Origin of the sequence: Stenotrophomonas sp. TWI587 (genome assembly GCF_039674145.1) — a bacterium.
Classification (GTDB): Bacteria; Pseudomonadota; Gammaproteobacteria; order Xanthomonadales; family Xanthomonadaceae; genus Stenotrophomonas; species Stenotrophomonas maltophilia_AY.
Window position 1 is genome coordinate 38,078 of the sequence record NZ_JBDJMW010000006.1, and the last position, 15,908, is coordinate 53,985.

16 protein-coding genes are annotated in these 15,908 nt (G+C 67.0%); 10 read left to right on the forward strand and 6 right to left on the reverse strand.

Features of this window, described 5'->3' with window-relative positions; translation table 11 throughout:
- Positions 1-96 precede the first annotated feature (96 nt).
- Positions 97-984, forward strand: a complete 888-nt coding sequence (locus ABE464_RS11450) for a LysR family transcriptional regulator (protein ID WP_346472049.1) — start codon at positions 97-99, stop codon at positions 982-984.
- Between the two features lie 41 nt (positions 985-1,025).
- Here the strand turns inward: ABE464_RS11450 and pip are convergent, their stop codons facing one another.
- Entirely contained in the window at positions 1,026-1,970 is a 945-nt protein-coding gene (gene pip / locus ABE464_RS11455) for a prolyl aminopeptidase (protein WP_346472050.1), read from the reverse strand.
- A 94-nt stretch (positions 1,971-2,064) separates the two neighbouring features.
- The gene (gene prmC / locus ABE464_RS11460; protein ID WP_346472051.1) at positions 2,065-2,913 is read right to left on the reverse strand and encodes a peptide chain release factor N(5)-glutamine methyltransferase; all 849 of its coding nucleotides are present in this window, start codon (positions 2,911-2,913) and stop codon (positions 2,065-2,067) included.
- Positions 2,914-3,339: 426 nt separating this feature from the next.
- Here prmC and ahpC point away from each other — a divergent pair, with 426 nt between their 5' ends.
- The 5 genes from ahpC (at position 3,340) to ABE464_RS11485 (ending at position 8,256) form a co-directional block, all read left to right on the forward strand.
- Positions 3,340-3,903 carry an alkyl hydroperoxide reductase subunit C gene (ahpC, locus tag ABE464_RS11465; protein WP_121044636.1) on the forward strand — a complete coding sequence of 188 codons (564 nt, stop codon included), beginning with the start codon at positions 3,340-3,342 and terminating at the stop codon, positions 3,901-3,903.
- Between the two features lie 150 nt (positions 3,904-4,053).
- Positions 4,054-5,646 (forward strand): alkyl hydroperoxide reductase subunit F, encoded by a 1,593-nt coding sequence (ahpF, locus tag ABE464_RS11470; RefSeq protein ID WP_346472052.1) that lies wholly within the window; start codon positions 4,054-4,056, stop codon positions 5,644-5,646.
- Positions 5,647-5,737: 91 nt separating this feature from the next.
- Positions 5,738-6,694: a DNA-binding transcriptional regulator OxyR gene (gene oxyR, locus ABE464_RS11475; RefSeq protein ID WP_346472053.1), complete on the forward strand. Its 957-nt coding sequence runs from the start codon at positions 5,738-5,740 to the stop codon at positions 6,692-6,694.
- A gap of 138 nt (positions 6,695-6,832) precedes the next feature.
- Positions 6,833-7,240 carry a nucleoside diphosphate kinase regulator gene (gene rnk, locus ABE464_RS11480; protein ID WP_346472054.1) on the forward strand — a complete coding sequence of 136 codons (408 nt, stop codon included), beginning with the start codon at positions 6,833-6,835 and terminating at the stop codon, positions 7,238-7,240.
- A gap of 53 nt (positions 7,241-7,293) precedes the next feature.
- Positions 7,294-8,256 (forward strand): transaldolase, encoded by a 963-nt coding sequence (locus ABE464_RS11485; RefSeq protein WP_346472055.1) that lies wholly within the window; start codon positions 7,294-7,296, stop codon positions 8,254-8,256.
- Between the two features lie 99 nt (positions 8,257-8,355).
- Here the strand turns inward: ABE464_RS11485 and msrA are convergent, their stop codons facing one another.
- Entirely contained in the window at positions 8,356-9,009 is a 654-nt protein-coding gene (gene msrA / locus ABE464_RS11490) for a peptide-methionine (S)-S-oxide reductase MsrA (protein WP_346472222.1), read from the reverse strand.
- Between the two features lie 30 nt (positions 9,010-9,039).
- Positions 9,040-9,306 carry a DUF2007 domain-containing protein gene (locus ABE464_RS11495; RefSeq protein WP_346472056.1) on the reverse strand — a complete coding sequence of 89 codons (267 nt, stop codon included), beginning with the start codon at positions 9,304-9,306 and terminating at the stop codon, positions 9,040-9,042.
- Between the two features lie 133 nt (positions 9,307-9,439).
- Between ABE464_RS11495 and ABE464_RS11500 the strand changes: the two genes are divergently transcribed.
- From ABE464_RS11500 to ABE464_RS11515, 4 genes are all read left to right on the forward strand, one after another.
- Complete coding sequence (locus tag ABE464_RS11500; RefSeq protein WP_346472057.1) at positions 9,440-11,188, forward strand: glutamine--tRNA ligase/YqeY domain fusion protein; 1,749 nt, start codon at positions 9,440-9,442, stop codon at positions 11,186-11,188.
- 202 nt (positions 11,189-11,390) lie between these two features.
- The gene (locus tag ABE464_RS11505; RefSeq protein ID WP_346472058.1) at positions 11,391-11,951 is read left to right on the forward strand and encodes a nucleoside deaminase; all 561 of its coding nucleotides are present in this window, start codon (positions 11,391-11,393) and stop codon (positions 11,949-11,951) included.
- A gap of 24 nt (positions 11,952-11,975) precedes the next feature.
- Positions 11,976-13,022, forward strand: a complete 1,047-nt coding sequence (gene rlmM, locus ABE464_RS11510) for a 23S rRNA (cytidine(2498)-2'-O)-methyltransferase RlmM (protein WP_121042813.1) — start codon at positions 11,976-11,978, stop codon at positions 13,020-13,022.
- A 64-nt stretch (positions 13,023-13,086) separates the two neighbouring features.
- The gene (locus ABE464_RS11515) at positions 13,087-13,482 is read left to right on the forward strand and encodes an EF-hand domain-containing protein (RefSeq protein WP_346472059.1); all 396 of its coding nucleotides are present in this window, start codon (positions 13,087-13,089) and stop codon (positions 13,480-13,482) included.
- An 8-nt stretch (positions 13,483-13,490) separates the two neighbouring features.
- On the opposite strand, the gene ABE464_RS11520 is transcribed toward ABE464_RS11515, so the two are convergent.
- Both ABE464_RS11520 and ubiH read right to left on the reverse strand, forming a co-directional pair.
- Positions 13,491-14,666, reverse strand: coding sequence for a UbiH/UbiF family hydroxylase (locus ABE464_RS11520; RefSeq protein WP_346472060.1), 1,176 nt, complete (start codon positions 14,664-14,666; stop codon positions 13,491-13,493).
- The gene (gene ubiH / locus ABE464_RS11525; RefSeq protein WP_346472061.1) at positions 14,663-15,868 is read right to left on the reverse strand and encodes a 2-octaprenyl-6-methoxyphenyl hydroxylase; all 1,206 of its coding nucleotides are present in this window, start codon (positions 15,866-15,868) and stop codon (positions 14,663-14,665) included. The genes ABE464_RS11520 and ubiH overlap by 4 nt, the downstream gene beginning before the upstream one ends.
- Positions 15,869-15,908 lie beyond the last annotated feature (40 nt).

The window sequence follows — 15,908 nt, forward strand, 5'->3', positions numbered from 1 at the left end:
AACGTAAGGAGGTGGGCAGTCTCATTGATGACGCTGCATAAATAAACCCGGATACTTCGATATCTGTCATGCATATCCGCATGAATCGGAGGAGCGATGGACCTCAACGCCGTGCGCATGCTGGTGCAGGTGGCCGACGCGCGCAGCTTCACCGTTGCCGCCGGCCAGCTGGGGATCAGCCAATCCGGGCTGTCGAGGGCGATCAGCCGCCTGGAGAGCGCACTCGGCGTGCGCCTGCTCCACCGCAACACCCGCAACGTGAGCCTGACCCCGGATGGGCGTCAGTTCGTCGAGCACTGCGCGCCGCTGCTGAGCGGGCTGGACGATGCCGAGCGGCGGCTGGGTGATCGCCCCTCCACGCCGTCGGGCGTGTTGAAGCTGACGGCGCCGTCGATGTTCGGGCGCAAGGTCCTGGTGCCGCTGACCGGGCAGTTGATGGCCACGCACCCACAGTTGCAGTTCGAGCTGGTGCTCAACGACCGGCTGGTCGATCTGGTCGAAGAAGGCTTCGACGCGGCGCTGCGCACCGGGCCGATCAGCGACGTGCGCATGGTGGCGCGCCCCCTGCGGCCATTGAACTGGGTCACGGTCGCTTCCCCGGCCTACATCGCGCAGCACGGGGAGCCGGCCACAGTGGATGCGCTGCACGACCATGCCTGCCTGGCGGTGCGCAATCTGCGCAGCGGGCGGTTGGTGGATTGGCAGTTCCGAGAGGCCCAGGGCCGGTTGCGTGAGTTCACCCCGCCGGCGCGGATGGTGTTCGACAGCGGCGACCCACTGGTGGAAGGCGCGCTGGCCGGGATCGGCATCGTGCAGGTGATGGATTTCGCGGTGGCCGATGCACTGGCCGAGGGGCGGCTGCAGCGGGTGCTGCAGCCCTTCGAGGGCCGCAGCCGGGTGCTGTCGCTGGTGTATCCACCCTCGCGGCAGGCCTCACCGAAGCTGCAGGTGTTGGCCGAGGCGTTGTTGGCGGGGAACTGGTGACCTGCCGATCACGACCAACGGTCGTGATCGGCACACCCCCATCAACCCGCGAAGCGATCCGTCGCCCGCACCAGCGCGTCGACGTTCTCCGCTTCGAACGCGGAGTGACCCGAGGCCGGGCTGATCTCCAGCGTCGATTTCGGCCACGCCTTGTGCAGCTCCCACGCGCTCTGCAGCGGGCAGACCACGTCGTAGCGGCCGTGCACGATCACGCCGGGGATATCGGCGATGCGGTGCGCGTCGCGCAGCAGCTGTTCTTCCACCTCGAAGAAACCACCGTTGACGAAGTAGTGGTTCTCGATGCGGGCGAAGGCCAGCGCGAACTGCGGATCCTGGTGGCTGTTCACGAAGTCGTCGTCCACGTGCAGGAAGCTGGTCGCGCCTTCCCACACGCTCCATGCCTTGGCTGCGGCCAGGCGGGTGGCTTCGTCGTCACTGGTCAGGCGGCGGTGGAAGGCCGAGATCAGGTCATGGCGCTCCACCGCCGGGATCGGCTTGAGGTAGTGCTCCCACGCATCCGGGAACAGGCGGTTGGCGCCTTCCTGGTAGAACCACTCCAGCTCCCAGCGGCGCAGCATGAAGATGCCGCGCAGCACCAGTTCGGTCACGCGCTGCGGGTGGGTCTGCGCGTAGGCCAGCGCCAGGGTCGAGCCCCAGCTGCCGCCGAAGACCTGCCAACGATCCACCTTGAGGTGCTCGCGCAGTTTCTCGATGTCTGCGACCAGATCCCAGGTGGTGTTGTCGACCAGGTCCGCATGCGGCGTGGAACGGCCGGCGCCGCGCTGATCGAACAGGATGATCCGGTACTTGGCCGGGTCATGGAACTGGCGCATTTTGTCGCTGCAACCGCCGCCCGGGCCACCGTGCAGCATCACCACCGGCTTGCCGTCGGGATTGCCGCACTGCTCGAAGTACAGCGTGTGGCGGTCATCGACCTTCAGGGTGCCGACGTCGTAAGGGGTGATGGCGGGATACAGCGTACGCATGACAGAAGCTCCATGTGGAATGACAGTCGCCGCATCGCGCTGCGCGGCGGACAGGTCATTCTAGCCTCGGGCTCGACGCAGGACCGGCACGCGATTACGCGGGCAGACAGCCCAGGCTCACCCGGTCACGCTGTTCCAGATCGCGTTCGGTGGCGACCGACTGGAAACCGGCCTGCTGCAGCAGCGCGCGGATCGCATCGCCCTGGTCCCATCCGTGTTCGATCAGCAGCCAGCCGCCGGGTAGCAGGTGCGCTGCCGCACCGTCGATGATCATCCGGATGTCATCCAGCCCATCGTGGCCGGAGGCCAGTGCGGTGGCCGGTTCGAAGCGCAGGTCGCCCTGGGCCAGGTGCGGGTCGTCGCTGGCGATGTACGGTGGATTGGTGGCGATCAGATCGAAGCACTCACCGGCCAGCGGTGCGTACCACGCGCCCTGCCGGAAGCGGACGTTGCCCAGCGCATGACGCTGCGCGTTGCGCGCGGCGACCGCCAGGGCCGCCTCGCTGAGGTCGGTCGCGATTACCTGCGCCTGCGGGCGCTCGCTGGCCAAGGCCAGCGCAATCGCGCCACTGCCGGTGCCGAGGTCGGCCACTCGCAGCGCAGCGCCCTCGGGCAATCGCGCCACCGCGAGCTCGACCAGCAGCTCGGTTTCCGGGCGCGGGATCAGGGTGGCCGGGCTGACCTCCAGATCCAGCGTCCAGAACCCGCGGCGGCCCAGCAGGTACGCCACCGGCTCACCGGCCAGGCGTTTGGCCAGCAGCGCCTCGAAGGCCGCCATGTGGGCCGGTTCGACCGGATCGGTGGCATGTGCGAACAACCAGCTGCGCTCCCGTTCCAGCACATGCAGCAGCAACAGCTCGGCCTCGTGCCGGCCTTCCACGCCGGGCAGGCGGGTGGCGGCATCGGCGAGCAGGTGGCGGACGTCTGGCGGGGCGGCGGTCATGGAGGATCAGAGCGGCAGCGGGGCGCGCAGTGTAGTCCACGGCAGCGCGGAGGCTGCTCGCCAGGTCACGCCATCCGCGACCCGGGCTGCGATTGAATCCAGGCATCGCCGGACCAATATGGATTTGCACCGGCTATCGATTTCGGCCGGAAATCCCGGGCGTTTGCCGCCGTCCCCGCCGCGACCGTTCAGGTTGTCAGCCCAACGCATATGCGCAGGCTATTGCCCCGGGGAGCGCGTTGTACCGGAAAGTCATTGCGCTGCAACGGTTGTGACTGATCAGCCCATCAGCATCCATTTTAGGATCAGTGCATTTTGATAGCCTACGTCTATCGCATAGATGCAATCAATGGATTGTCCTTATGGGAATAGAGCCGCTAACCTGTGTTGGTCGCTTCACCCACCCCTTCACCAAGAGGAACAACGATGTCGCTCATCAACACCCAGATCCAGCCGTTCGAAGCCAACGCCTACCAGAACGGCGAGTTCATCAAGGTCTCCGACAGCACCCTGAAGGGTCACTGGTCCGTGCTGATCTTCATGCCGGCCGCGTTCACCTTCAACTGCCCGACCGAGATTGAAGACGCCGCCGATCATTACGCCGAGTTCCAGAAGGCCGGTGCCGAGGTCTACATCGTCACCACCGACACGCACTTCTCGCACAAGGTGTGGCACGAAACCTCGCCGGCCGTCGGCAAGGCCCAGTTCCCGCTGGTCGGCGATCCGACCCACCAGCTGACCAACGCCTTCGGCGTGCACATTCCGGAAGAAGGCCTGGCCCTGCGCGGCACCTTCATCATCAACCCGGAAGGCGTGATCAAGACCCTGGAGATCCATTCCAACGAGATCGCCCGTGACGTCTCCGAGACCCTGCGCAAGCTGAAGGCTGCCCAGTTCACCGCCGCCAACCCGAACCAGGTGTGCCCGGCCAAGTGGAAGGAAGGCGAAAAGACCCTGACCCCGTCGCTGGACCTGGTCGGCAAGATCTAAGCCGCATCTCATCCCCATCCCCGCCCGCCGGGGATGGGGGTGAACCCAAGCCGGTGCCCACGCGCCGGTTTCGGTTCACCCCCATGTCGCGCAGATGCACCCGCGGGGTGCGTCGACGCTGCCCCCTTGCCTGATTCAAGGAGTTTTTCGATGTTGGATGCCAACCTCCAGTCCCAGCTGAAGACCTATCTGGAACGTGTCACCCGTCCGATCCAGATCACGGCGCACGTGGATGACGGCGCCAAGTCGCAGGAGATGCTCGAGCTGCTGAACACGCTGACCACGCTCTCCACGCAGATCCGCCTGGACGTGCGTCGCGACAGCGACGAGCGCACGCCGTCGTTCGCGCTGACCACGCCGGGCCAGGACATCCATCTGGTGTTCGCGGGCCTGCCGATGGGCCATGAGTTCACCTCGCTGGTGCTGGCCCTGCTGCAGGTCGGCGGCCATCCGTCCAAGGCCACCGCCGAGCTGATCGAGCAGGTGCGCAATCTCGAAGGCGACTACCGCTTCGAAACCTACTTCTCGCTGTCCTGCCAGAACTGCCCGGACGTGGTCCAGGCACTGAACCTGGCTGCGGTGCTGAACCCGCGCATCCAGCACGTGGCGATCGATGGCGGGCTGTTCCCGGCCGAGGTCGAAGCGCGCCAGATCATGTCCGTGCCGACCGTGTACCTCAACGGTGAGGTGTTCGATCAGGGCCGCATGACGCTGGAGCAGATCGTGGCCAAGCTGGATACCGGTGCGTCCAAGCGCGATGCCGAAAAGCTCAGCACCAAGGCGCCGTTCGACGTGCTGGTGGTGGGCGGTGGTCCGGCCGGTGCGGCCGCGGCGATCTATGCCGCACGCAAGGGCATCCGCACCGGTGTCGCCGCTGAACGTTTCGGTGGCCAGGTGCTGGATACGATGGCGATCGAGAACTTCATCTCCGTCAAGGAGACCGAAGGCCCGAAGCTCGCCGCCGCACTGGAACAGCATGTGCGCGAGTACGAGGTGGACATCATGAACCTGCAGCGCGCCACTGCGCTGGTGCCGGCCGGCGATGATGGCCTGGTCGAGATCAAGCTGGAGAACGGCGCGTCGCTGAAGTCGCGTTCGGTGATCCTGTCCACCGGTGCACGCTGGCGCCAGATGAACGTGCCCGGCGAAGATCAGTACCGCAACAAAGGCGTGGCGTACTGCCCGCATTGCGACGGTCCGTTGTTCAAGGGCAAGCGTGTCGCGGTGATCGGCGGTGGCAACTCTGGCGTGGAAGCAGCGATCGATCTGGCGGGCCTTGTGACGCATGTGACCCTTCTGGAATTTGATGACAAACTGCGGGCCGATGAAGTACTGCAGAAGAAGCTGCGCAGTCTGGGCAACGTCACCATCATCACCAGCGCCCTGACCCAGGAAGTGCTGGGCGATGGCCAGAAGGTGACGGGCCTGGTCTACCAGGACCGTATCGGTGGCGATTCGCACCGGGTGGAACTGGAAGGCATCTTCGTGCAGATCGGTCTTCTGCCCAATACCGAGTGGTTGAAGGACACGGTGGCGCTGTCACCGCGTGGCGAGATCCTGATCGATGACCGCGGCCAGACCAGCGTGCCGGGTGTCTTCGCCGCAGGCGATTGCACAACCGTTCCGTACAAGCAGATCGTCATCGCGATGGGCGCCGGTTCCACTGCGGCACTGAGCGCCTTTGATCACCTGATCCGCACCTCCGTTCCCAAGAGCAGCGGCGCTGTCGCCGAAGCTGCCTGAAACGTTTCGGTTCCCGGTTCGCCGGGAACCTTGTCTGTCTGCTGGGTAGCCACGCCATCACCCGGTCCATTGCCGTGAGAGGTCCAAGGAAATGAACCTACGTGATTTGAAGTATCTGGTGGCGCTGGCCGACCACCGCCATTTCGGCAAGGCGGCTGCCGCCTGCTTCGTCAGCCAACCCACGCTGTCCACCCAGATCCGCAAGCTCGAGGATGAACTGGGGTTGCCGCTGGTGGAACGCGCACCGCGCAAAGTCATGCTGACCCCGGCCGGGGTGGAAGCGGCGGCGCGTGCGCGCACCATCGTGGCCGAGGTGGAGCAGATGAAGGAAGCCGCGCGGCGCAGCCGCGATCCGGAAGCCGGTACGGTGCGGCTGGGGATCTTCCCCACGCTCGGCCCGTACCTGCTGCCGCATGTGATCCCCAACATCCGCGAGCGTTTCCCGCAGCTGGAGCTGCTGCTGGTCGAGGAAAAGAGCGACGAGCTGCTGGCGCGCCTGCGCGAAGGCAAGCTGGATGCGGCGCTGTTGGCGCTGCCGCTGGATGATGACCAGCTGCATGCGGAATTCCTGTTCGAGGAGCCCTTCCTGCTGGCCGTGTCCGGGCAGCACCCGCTGGCGCGCCGCCAGCATCTGGATGTGCAGGAGCTGTCCTCGCAGAAGCTGCTGCTGCTGGAGGACGGGCACTGCCTGCGCGACCAGGCGTTGGCGGTCTGCCGGTTGTTCGGCGCCAATGAAAAATCGGAGTTCCGCGCGACCAGCCTGGAGACGCTGCGGCAGATGGTGGCCGCCGATGTGGGCATCACCCTGCTGCCCACGCTCTCGGTCAAGCCGCCGGTGCCACGATCGGAGAACATCCGGCTGCTGGATTTCAGCGGCGATGACCGTCCCAGCCGCCGCATCGCGATGGTCTGGCGCCGCAGTTCCGCGATGACCGGCTTCCTGGAGCAGCTGGCCCAGCAGTTCAAACGGCTGCCGCAGGGCCTGTTCGCGCTGGAGACCACCGATGTCCCGGGTGCCGGTGAGACACGCAGCGCCCGCGCTGTCTGAGCCGGGCTGAACCGTCCGGCGTGACCGATACGCCGGACGGGTCGCATCCGTCCACGATTGTCAGCACAATAGAACGAGGCGGTGCCAGCAGGCGCCGCCTTTTTACATGGGTCTTCCACACACGCAAGGAGCTACACCATGTCCACTTCCAGCGGACTGCCCCCCTCGATCATCGTTTCAAGCCACGACATGGACCGCCTGGATGCCATGCTCGAATCCCCCGCCGTGGCGCAGACACCTGCCGCGCTCGCCCTGGCCCAGGAACTCAACCGCGCGACCGTTGTGGCGCCGGAAGCGATGCCCGAGGGCACCGTCATGATGCATTCGCGCGTGGAGTGCGAAGATGAGCTTCAGAATGAAAAACACGTGCTGACGCTGGTCTATCCGCGCGAAGCCGATGTTGAACAGGGCAAGGTCTCCATCCTTGCGCCGGTGGGCACTGCCCTGCTGGGCCTGTCGGTCGGCCAGACCATGGATTGGGACGCTCCGGGTGGACGCAAGCTGCGCCTGCGCGTGACCGCCGTCCACCATCAGTCCCACGCCTGATCCCTGCCTGCTGCGTCGCCGCGCAGGCTCCACCGTTCGTCCCAGGAGTTGCAATGAGCACCGTTTCGCTGTCCAAACTCTCCCAGTTGCGTGATCTGTCCGTGGTGGTTGCCGATACCGGCGATTACGAGGCGATCAAGCGCTTGAAGCCGGTCGACTGCACGACCAATCCCACCCTGGTGAAGAAGGCGCTGGATCTGCCGGTGTATGCCGACCTGATCGAGAGCGCGCTGGCCTGGGGCCGCGAGCAGACCGGTGAGCGCGAGACCATCGTGCACGCGGTGGCCGATCGCCTGACCGTGGGCGTGGGCACCCTGCTCAGCACGCTGGTGCCGGGCCGTGTCTCGACCGAGGTCGATGCGGACCAGGCCCACGATACGGCGGCGACGGTGGCCAAGGCACGCCAGTTCATCGCGATGTACGAGGCGGCCGGTGTACCGCGCAGCAAGGTGCTGATCAAGATCGCCGCGACCTGGGAAGGCGTGGAAGCGGCGCGTCAGCTGCAGGCCGAGGGGATCGACTGCAACCTGACGCTGATCTTCAATCCGACCCAGGCGCTGGCCTGCAGCGAGGCCGGTGCGTTCCTGATTTCGCCGTTCGTGGGCCGCATTCTGGATTGGTACGTGGCCAACGGGCAGGCGCCGGCCACCATCGATGAAGACCCGGGTGTGGTGTTCGTGCGCGGTGTGTATGCCGAGTTCAAGCGCCGCGGTTCGCCCACGGTGGTGATGGGCGCCTCGTTCCGTTCGACGGCGCAGATCGAGGCGCTGGCGGGCTGCGATCGTCTGACGATTTCGCCGGATCTGCTGGAGAAGCTGGACGCCGATCAGGGCGAGCTGCCGCGCAAACTGGTGGCCGGTGCGGCGGAATCCGTGCAGGTGACGCCGATCGATGGGGCGCGGTTTGCGGCCGATCTGGCGGCTGATCCGATGGCGACGGAGAAGCTGGCGAGCGGCATCGATGCGTTCGCGAAGGATCTGGAGGCGTTGCGGCAGACGATCCGCGAGCGGTTGTAAGCGCTGGCGGTTGGATGGCTGCACGACAAATGGCCCCGCTCATGCGGGGTCTTTTGTTTGGAACTGTAAGAGCCGACCGTTGGTCGGCTCTCTGCGTTGTCAGGCATCCACGCCGATGGGGCAGCTGACACCGGTGCCGCCGATGCCGCAGTAGCCGTTGGGGTTCTTGGCGAGGTACTGCTGGTGGTAGTCCTCGGCGTAGTAGTACTCGGGCGCGGGGAAGGCGAGCTCGGTGGTGATGGCGCCGTAGCCGCTGTCGTTGAGGCGCTGCTGGTAGGCGTCGCGGCTGGTCAGGGCGGCATCGTGCTGGGCCTGGGTGGTGGCGTGGATCGCGGAGCGGTACTGGGTGCCGGTGTCGTTGCCCTGGCGCATGCCCTGGGTGGGGTCGTGGCTTTCCCAGAAGACCTGGAGGAGGCGCTCGAGGGGGACGATGGCCGGGTCGTAGACGACCTCGACGATTTCGGTGTGCCCGGTCAGGCCGGAGCAGACTTCTTCGTAGGTGGGGTTCGGGGTGACGCCGCCGGCGTAGCCGACCGAGGTCGAGTAGACGCCGGGGATGGTCCAGAATTTGCGCTCGGCGCCCCAGAAGCAGCCCATGGCGAAGCGGATGCGCGCCAAGCCGGTGAAGCTGTCCTTGAGCGGGTGGCTGTTGACGAAATGCTGGTTGTGCAGCAACGGCAGGGGCTGCTCGCGGCCGGGCAACGCTTCTTCCGGGCGCGGCAGGCGCTGCTTGAAGGCGCCGATGCCCAACAGACCGTTTCCAATACCCAACATGGCGTTCTCCTAGGCCGGCAACAGGCCGGCGCTTTCGTCTCCGTCCAATATGGGGTCGTCCGGGGCCGCGCCCAAGTCCAGTCGGGCGACGATGTCTTCCGCCTCGGGACGGGCCAGATCCGGCACGCAGACGCGCAGGACGCCGAACAGCGGGAGCTCGCCCATGCCGCCCAGCAGCGATTCCCCGAAGACGAACGCGGGGATGCCGGCGTCCTCCAGGGCGTGTTTGACCAGATGGGCGTCGAACAGGTTGTCTGCCTGGTAGATCACGTGCATGGGGCGGCTCCGGAGGGCATGGGCCCAGCATACGCCCGGGGGCTGAAGGCATGCCGACCCACGCGGCCGGGCAAGCCCACCCCCGACAGGCTAAACTGTTGGTCTTTCTGCCTTTTAACTGCGACCGCGCATCATGTCCGAGCCTACCGCCGCCCCCACCGACGCCCTTCCGGAAGCCCAGGAAAAACGGGATTTCATCCGTCAGATCGTCCGCGAGGACCTGGCCGCCGGCAAGCATGCCGCGATCAAGACGCGCTTCCCGCCCGAGCCGAACGGCTACCTGCACATCGGCCATGCCAAGTCGATCTGCCTGAACTTCGGTATCGCCGGTGAATTCAACGGTGTGTGCAACCTGCGTTTCGACGACACCAACCCGGCCAAGGAAGACCCGGAGTACGTGGCCGCGATCCAGGACGATGTGCGCTGGCTGGGCTTTGAGTGGAACGAGCTGCGGCATGCCTCGGATTACTTCGATGCCTATTACCTGGCCGCGCAGAAGCTGATCACCGATGGCAAGGCGTATGTGTGTGACCTGTCGGCCGAGGAAGTGCGCGCCTACCGCGGCACCTTGACCGAGCCGGGCCGTCCGTCGCCGTTCCGCGAGCGCAGCGTCGAAGAAAACCTGGACCTGTTCGCGCGCATGCGCGCCGGCGAGTTCCCGGATGGTGCGCGCACCGTGCGCGCCAAGATCGACATGGCCAGCGGCAACATCAACCTGCGCGACCCGGCCCTGTACCGGATCAAGCATGTCGAACATCAGAACACCGGCAACGCGTGGCCGATCTACCCGATGTACGACTTCGCGCATGCGCTGGGCGATTCCATCGAGGGCATCACCCACTCGCTGTGCACGCTGGAGTTCGAAGACCACCGCCCGCTGTACGACTGGTGCGTGGACAACGTCGATTTCGCCCACAACGCCGCGCTGACCCAGCCGCTGGTCGATCGCGGTCTGCCGCGTGAAGCCGCCAAGCCGCGCCAGATCGAATTCTCGCGGTTGAACATCAACTACACGGTGATGAGCAAGCGCAAGCTGATGGCGCTGGTGACCGAGCAGCTGGTGGATGGCTGGGAAGACCCGCGCATGCCGACCCTGCAGGGCCTGCGTCGCCGCGGCTACACCCCGGCCGCGATGCGCCTGTTCGCCGAGCGCGTGGGCATCAGCAAGCAGAACTCGCTGATCGACTTCAGCGTGCTGGAAGGCGCGCTGCGCGAAGACCTCGACAGTGCTGCCGCGCGCCGCATGGCGGTGGTCGATCCGGTCAAGCTGGTGCTGACCAACCTGCCGGAGGGTCACGCAGAGACCCTGACCTTCGCCAACCATCCCAAGGACGAAGCATTCGGGACCCGCGAGGTGCCGTTCGCACGTGAGCTGTGGATCGAGCGCGAGGATTTCGCCGAGGTCCCGCCGAAGGGCTGGAAGCGCCTCGTACCGGGCGGCGAAGTGCGCCTGCGCGGCGCTGGCATCATCCGCTGCGATGAGGTGATCAAGGACGCCGACGGCACCATCACCGAGCTGCGCGGCTGGCTGGATCCGGAATCGCGCCCGGGCATGGAAGGCGCCAACCGCAAGGTCAAGGGCACCATCCACTGGGTCAGCGCCGTGCATGCGGTGCCGGCCGAGATCCGCCTGTACGACCGTCTGTTCTTGGTGGCCAACCCGGACGACGAATCCGAGGGCAAGACCTACCGCGATTACCTCAATCCGGACTCGCGCCGCACCGTTACCGGCTATGTCGAGCCGGCCGCGGCCACTGCCGCCCCGGAGCAGTCGTTCCAGTTCGAGCGGACCGGCTACTTCGTGGCCGACCGCCGCGATCACACCGCGGCCAAGCCGGTGTTCAACCGCAGCGTGACCCTGCGCGATACCTGGTCGGCGTAAGCTGCTCCCGGCCGGTGCCTGGCACCGGCCCCTGCATTCCCCTGCGCGGCCCTGCAATGACAGGGCCTGCGCTCACGATCCCCCTGCGACCGGCGCAGCCCTGCGCCGGCGTGCGCGTGGCCGCGTTCAGCGCGGGCACGGCATCCCTGGGCGCGGCCCGATACACTGCCGCTGCTCCATCTTTGAAGAGGTTCATGTCCCGATGCTGTACGCGCAAGTCCATCTCACCCTGCCCGCCTGGATCCACGACCAGATCGATCTGGGCCGTGTCTATCCCGAGGATGCCGACAAGGTCGCGCTGGCGATCGAACTGTCGCGCCTGAATGTCGAGGCGCAGACCGGCGGCCCCTTCGGCGCCGTGGTGTTTGGGCCGGACCACCGCGTGATCGCCGCTGGCGTGAACCGTGTGGTCCCGCATACGACCTCGCTGGCGCATGCCGAAAACATGGCCTACATGCTGGCCCAGCAGCGCCTGCAGACGCCACGACTGAACGATGTGTTGTCGCCGATCACCCTGGCGACCTCCTCGCAGCCGTGCTGCCAGTGCTACGGCGCCACCGTCTGGGCGGGCATCGATCGTTTGCTGATCGGTGCCAGCTCGCAGGATGTGGAAGAACTGACCCCGTTCGATGAAGGCCCGCTGCCGGCGGACTGGATCGGCGAACTCAACAAGCGTGGTATCGAGGTCGTGCGCGACATCGAGCGCGACGCAGCGCGCGCGGTCCTGCGCCAGTATGGAGAAACCAACGGTGCGCATTACTGATTTCCGCGCTTCAGGCGCACGTTCGTGAGCGGCCTGCTGTGCCTGTGCAGGCAAGGCTTCGAACCGGAACTGGCCGCTGAGCTGTCCGAACGCGCCGCCTATGCCAACGTGGCCGGCTATGCGCGTACCCAGCGCAACGACGGCTACGTGGTGTTCGTCACCGAGGAAGGCGCCGCGCTGTCCAAGGCCCTGTCCTGGCGCTCGCTGATCTTCGCCCGTCAGAAGCTGCAGGTGCTGGCCGAGCTGCCGCAGCTCGATGCCGCCGACCGCATCACCCCGATCATTGCCGCGCTTCAGGGCCAGCAGCGTTTCGGCGACATGTGGGTCGAGCATCCGGACTCGGACGAAGGCAAGCCGCTGGCCGGCCTGGCCCGCGCATTCGGCAATGCGCTGCGCCCGGCGCTGCGCAAGGCCGGCCTGCTGACCGACAAGCCCAACACCGGCCTGCCGCGTCTGCACATCGTGTTCGTCGATGGTCGCCATGCGTTTGTGTGCGTGGCCGATACCCGCGACAGCGCGCCGTGGCCGCTGGGCATTCCGCGCCTGAAGCTGCTGCCCGATGCGCCTTCGCGCTCGGCACTGAAGCTGGATGAAGCCCTGCTCACCCTGATGACGCCGGAAGAACGCGAACTGTTGGTCAAGCCAGGCATGCGCGCGGCCGATCTGGGCGCTGCTCCGGGCGGTTGGACCTGGGTGTTGACGCGCCAGCACGTGAAAGTGATCAGCGTGGACAACGGCCCCCTGCGCGAGCACGTACTGGAAACCGGTCTGGTGGAACATCTGCGCGCCGACGGCTTCCACTGGCAGCCGGAGACGCCGCTGGACTGGATGGTCTGCGACATGGTGGAACAGCCGCGCCGCGTGGCCGAGCGCATGGCGACCTGGTTCCGCGAGGGCTGGTGCAAGCACGCGATCTTCAACCTCAAGCTGCCGATGAAAAAGCGCTGGGATGAAACCCGCCTGTGCCTGGAGCTGTTCCAGGAACAGGCCGGCAAACCGCTGCACCTGCGCGCCAAGCAGCTGTATCACGACCGCGAAGAAATCACGGTGCTGGCCTCGCCGCTGCGCTGACCCAGGCACAGCACCGGTCGCGCCGGGCCATGCCCGGCGCCCCCACGTCATGTACGGAGTTTCCATGCGACGCCGATCCCGCCTCACCCTGCTGCTGTCCCTGCTGCCCACGCTCGCGCTGGCCCAGGTCCACACCCCATCGCCGGCCGTCAGCGAGCCGTTGCGCGAGGTGCCGGTGAGCGTGCGCGCGCAGCCGTTGTCGCAAGGCGAGGTGACCCATCAGGTGACGCTGGCCGCACCCGCCGGCGAAGCCGCCGTGACGGTGCGTTCGGTGCAGCCGGTAAGCGTGGTCGGCCAGTACCGCATCGCGTTCGCTGCGCTGGATGTCGACGGCGATGGCTTCATCAGCCGCGCCGAGGCGCAGGCCAATCCGACGCTGGCCGATGAATTCAACGCGCTGGACGTGAAGCGACGTGGCAAGCTGGACCGCGCCGACCTGGCCGGCTGGCTGATCGACTGAGCCCGGGCTTACAAGCCGGCCGCGCGCTTCCAGAACATCGATACCAGCGGCGGCAGCTTGCCCGCGCAGCCCAGCGCGCGGCCCCGCGCCAAGGTCAGGTGCATTTCATCGTTGGAGAACACCGTGTTGATCGCATCGAAGCTGTACGCAGCGATGGTGTTTTCACTGCGGCGTTCACGCGCCCAGCGCTGCAGGCGGTGCGGTGACATCCAGTCCTGGCGGCGCTGCTGTGCGGCCAGCACCATCGTCCGCAATGCGGCGACATCGCGCAGGCCGAGATTGACGCCCTGCCCGGCCAGCGGATGCACCACGTGCGCCGCATCGCCGAGCGCGAGCACGCGGCCGGCGACATAGCCGGTGGCGAGCTGCCGACGCAGCGGGAAGGCCGCGCGCCTGGAGGCCAGTGTCATCGCGCCCAGGCGGCCGGCGAACGCGTTGGTGAGTTCGCGGCCGAACGCCGCATCCTCCAGTGCCAGCACACGCTCGGCCTCGGCATCGGGCAGCGTCCATACGATGGAACTGCGCTGTGCGCTGATCGGCAGTACCGCCAGCGGGCCGGTCACCAGGAAGCGCTGCCACGCAGTGGCTTCATTGTTCTTTTCGGTATCCACGTAGGCAACCACGCCACGCTGGGCGTAGTCGTGCCGGCTGACCTCCAGCCCCGCCAAGCGGCGCAGCGTGGATTCGGCACCGTCGGCGGCGATCGCCAGCGAGGCCTCGAGCCGACGGCCGTCATCCAGGCGCAGGCGCACGCCGTTGGCGTCCTGCTCCAGCGCTTCCACCCGCGCCGGGCAGCACAGCTGCACACCCGCAGCCGGCAGTGCCGCCCACAAGCGGTCCACCAGCAGATCGTTCTCCACGATCCAGCCCAGTTGTTCACGGCCAAGCGTATCGGCATCAAAGCGCAGTTCATCGCCGCCGGCCGCATCCCAGACCCGCATGCGGCGGTAGGCACAGGCACGCGCGGCGGTCACCGCCGGCCACACGCCCAGCGTTGCAAGCAACTGCGCGTTGTCCGGCGCGAAGGCATACACGCGCAGATCCGGTTGCTGCGGCTGCCAGGCAGCCGGTTCTCGACCTTCGACCAGCGTCACCGACAGCCCGGCATCGGCCAGTGCCAGCGCGCAGGCCGCGCCGACCACGCCGCCACCGACCACCACCACATCCTGCGGGCGCCGGCTCACAGGCCGCCTCCGCGGCACAGCGCGGGTACCTGGCCGCGGAAGCCCATCGCGCCACCGACCAGCATCGACTGCATCGGCGTCGCGTGGGCGGCCAGCAGGCCAAGCGAGCGCAGCGGGCGCATCAGCGGCGCCGGGTTGCTGGTCAGCCGCGCCAGCCCGCCAGAGAAGGCGATGGTCTGCTCGCGATCTTCGATTCGACGTGCCACGTGTTGCTGCAGCAGCGCATCGCTGCCGGCGTCGTCAGCCTCGGCAACCAGCTCGGCCAGCGTCAGCGCATCGCGCAGGCCCAGGTTGAAGCCCTGCGCACCCAGCGGGTGAATCGTCTGCGCGGCATTGCCGAGCAGCACCGCGCGTTCGCCAACCAGCGCCCGTGACAGCACCTGGATCAAGGGGTATGCGCTGCGTGGCCCACTCTCCAGCAGCCGGCCCGCACGCCAGCCGATCGCGCCCTGCAGACGGCTGACCCACGCCGCATCGTCCAGCGCCATCACGGCCTCGGCCTGGTCACGGGCAACGCCGTGCACCGCGCCGAAGTGACGGTCGCCACGCGGCAGCAACGCGGTCGGGCCGGTGTCGGTGAAGCGCTCGTAGGCAGTGCCATCCGGCGCCCGGGCGGCACGCACGCGCGAGACGAACAGGGTCTGCTCGAAATCATGTTCGTCCACCTCGATGCCCAGGGCCTCGCGCACACCGCTGCGGGTACCGTCGGCCCCCACCACCAGGCGCGCCAACAGGCAACGCTCGCCACCTTCATCGGCGATGAAGACCTGGCGATAGCCGTCCACCGTCTCGCCGAGGCGCACGAACCGGGCCGGGCGATAGCGGGTCAGGTGGGTCAGCGTGTCCAGCCGGGCCTCCAGCGCCTGGCCGAAGTCGCGGGCCACCACCACCTGCCCGAACCACGGGCGCTGGTACTGCGCGGCCTCCATCTGTACCCGGCCGAAATCGCCGGCGCGGCTGACATGGATACGGGTGATCGCGCCGGGCGCACCGGTCAGCTTCTGCATCACGCCCAGCGCGGTCAGCGCATTGACCGTCGCGGCGGCGAAGCTGAGGTTGCGCTGGTCGAACACCGCCGGCAGCGTGCCCAGCGGCGAGGCCTCGACCAGGCCGACATCACGACCGGCACGGTCCAGGGCGATGGCCAGGCTGGCACCGACCAGCCCGCCGCCTACGATCACTACATCATGTCGTTCACTCATGCCCGCCATGATAAGGGTTCGCCCGTTCCGGCGGCGTGCG

What these genes read in the sequence shown, in the direction of transcription:
- ABE464_RS11500 (WP_346472057.1), top strand. Translation starts at nt 9,440, where the DNA reads ATGTCCGAGCCTACCGCCGCCCCCACCGACGCCCTTCCGGAAGCCCAG.
- prmC (WP_346472051.1), bottom strand. Translation starts at nt 2,913, where the DNA reads ATGACCGCCGCCCCGCCAGACGTCCGCCACCTGCTCGCCGATGCCGCC.
- ABE464_RS11450 (WP_346472049.1), top strand. Translation starts at nt 97, where the DNA reads ATGGACCTCAACGCCGTGCGCATGCTGGTGCAGGTGGCCGACGCGCGC.
- ahpF (WP_346472052.1), top strand. Translation starts at nt 4,054, where the DNA reads ATGTTGGATGCCAACCTCCAGTCCCAGCTGAAGACCTATCTGGAACGT.
- oxyR (WP_346472053.1), top strand. Translation starts at nt 5,738, where the DNA reads ATGAACCTACGTGATTTGAAGTATCTGGTGGCGCTGGCCGACCACCGC.
- pip (WP_346472050.1), bottom strand. Translation starts at nt 1,970, where the DNA reads ATGCGTACGCTGTATCCCGCCATCACCCCTTACGACGTCGGCACCCTG.
- ABE464_RS11485 (WP_346472055.1), top strand. Translation starts at nt 7,294, where the DNA reads ATGAGCACCGTTTCGCTGTCCAAACTCTCCCAGTTGCGTGATCTGTCC.
- ahpC (WP_121044636.1), top strand. Translation starts at nt 3,340, where the DNA reads ATGTCGCTCATCAACACCCAGATCCAGCCGTTCGAAGCCAACGCCTAC.
- ABE464_RS11515 (WP_346472059.1), top strand. Translation starts at nt 13,087, where the DNA reads ATGCGACGCCGATCCCGCCTCACCCTGCTGCTGTCCCTGCTGCCCACG.
- rnk (WP_346472054.1), top strand. Translation starts at nt 6,833, where the DNA reads ATGTCCACTTCCAGCGGACTGCCCCCCTCGATCATCGTTTCAAGCCAC.
- ABE464_RS11505 (WP_346472058.1), top strand. Translation starts at nt 11,391, where the DNA reads ATGCTGTACGCGCAAGTCCATCTCACCCTGCCCGCCTGGATCCACGAC.
- ABE464_RS11495 (WP_346472056.1), bottom strand. Translation starts at nt 9,306, where the DNA reads ATGCACGTGATCTACCAGGCAGACAACCTGTTCGACGCCCATCTGGTC.
- ubiH (WP_346472061.1), bottom strand. Translation starts at nt 15,868, where the DNA reads ATGAGTGAACGACATGATGTAGTGATCGTAGGCGGCGGGCTGGTCGGT.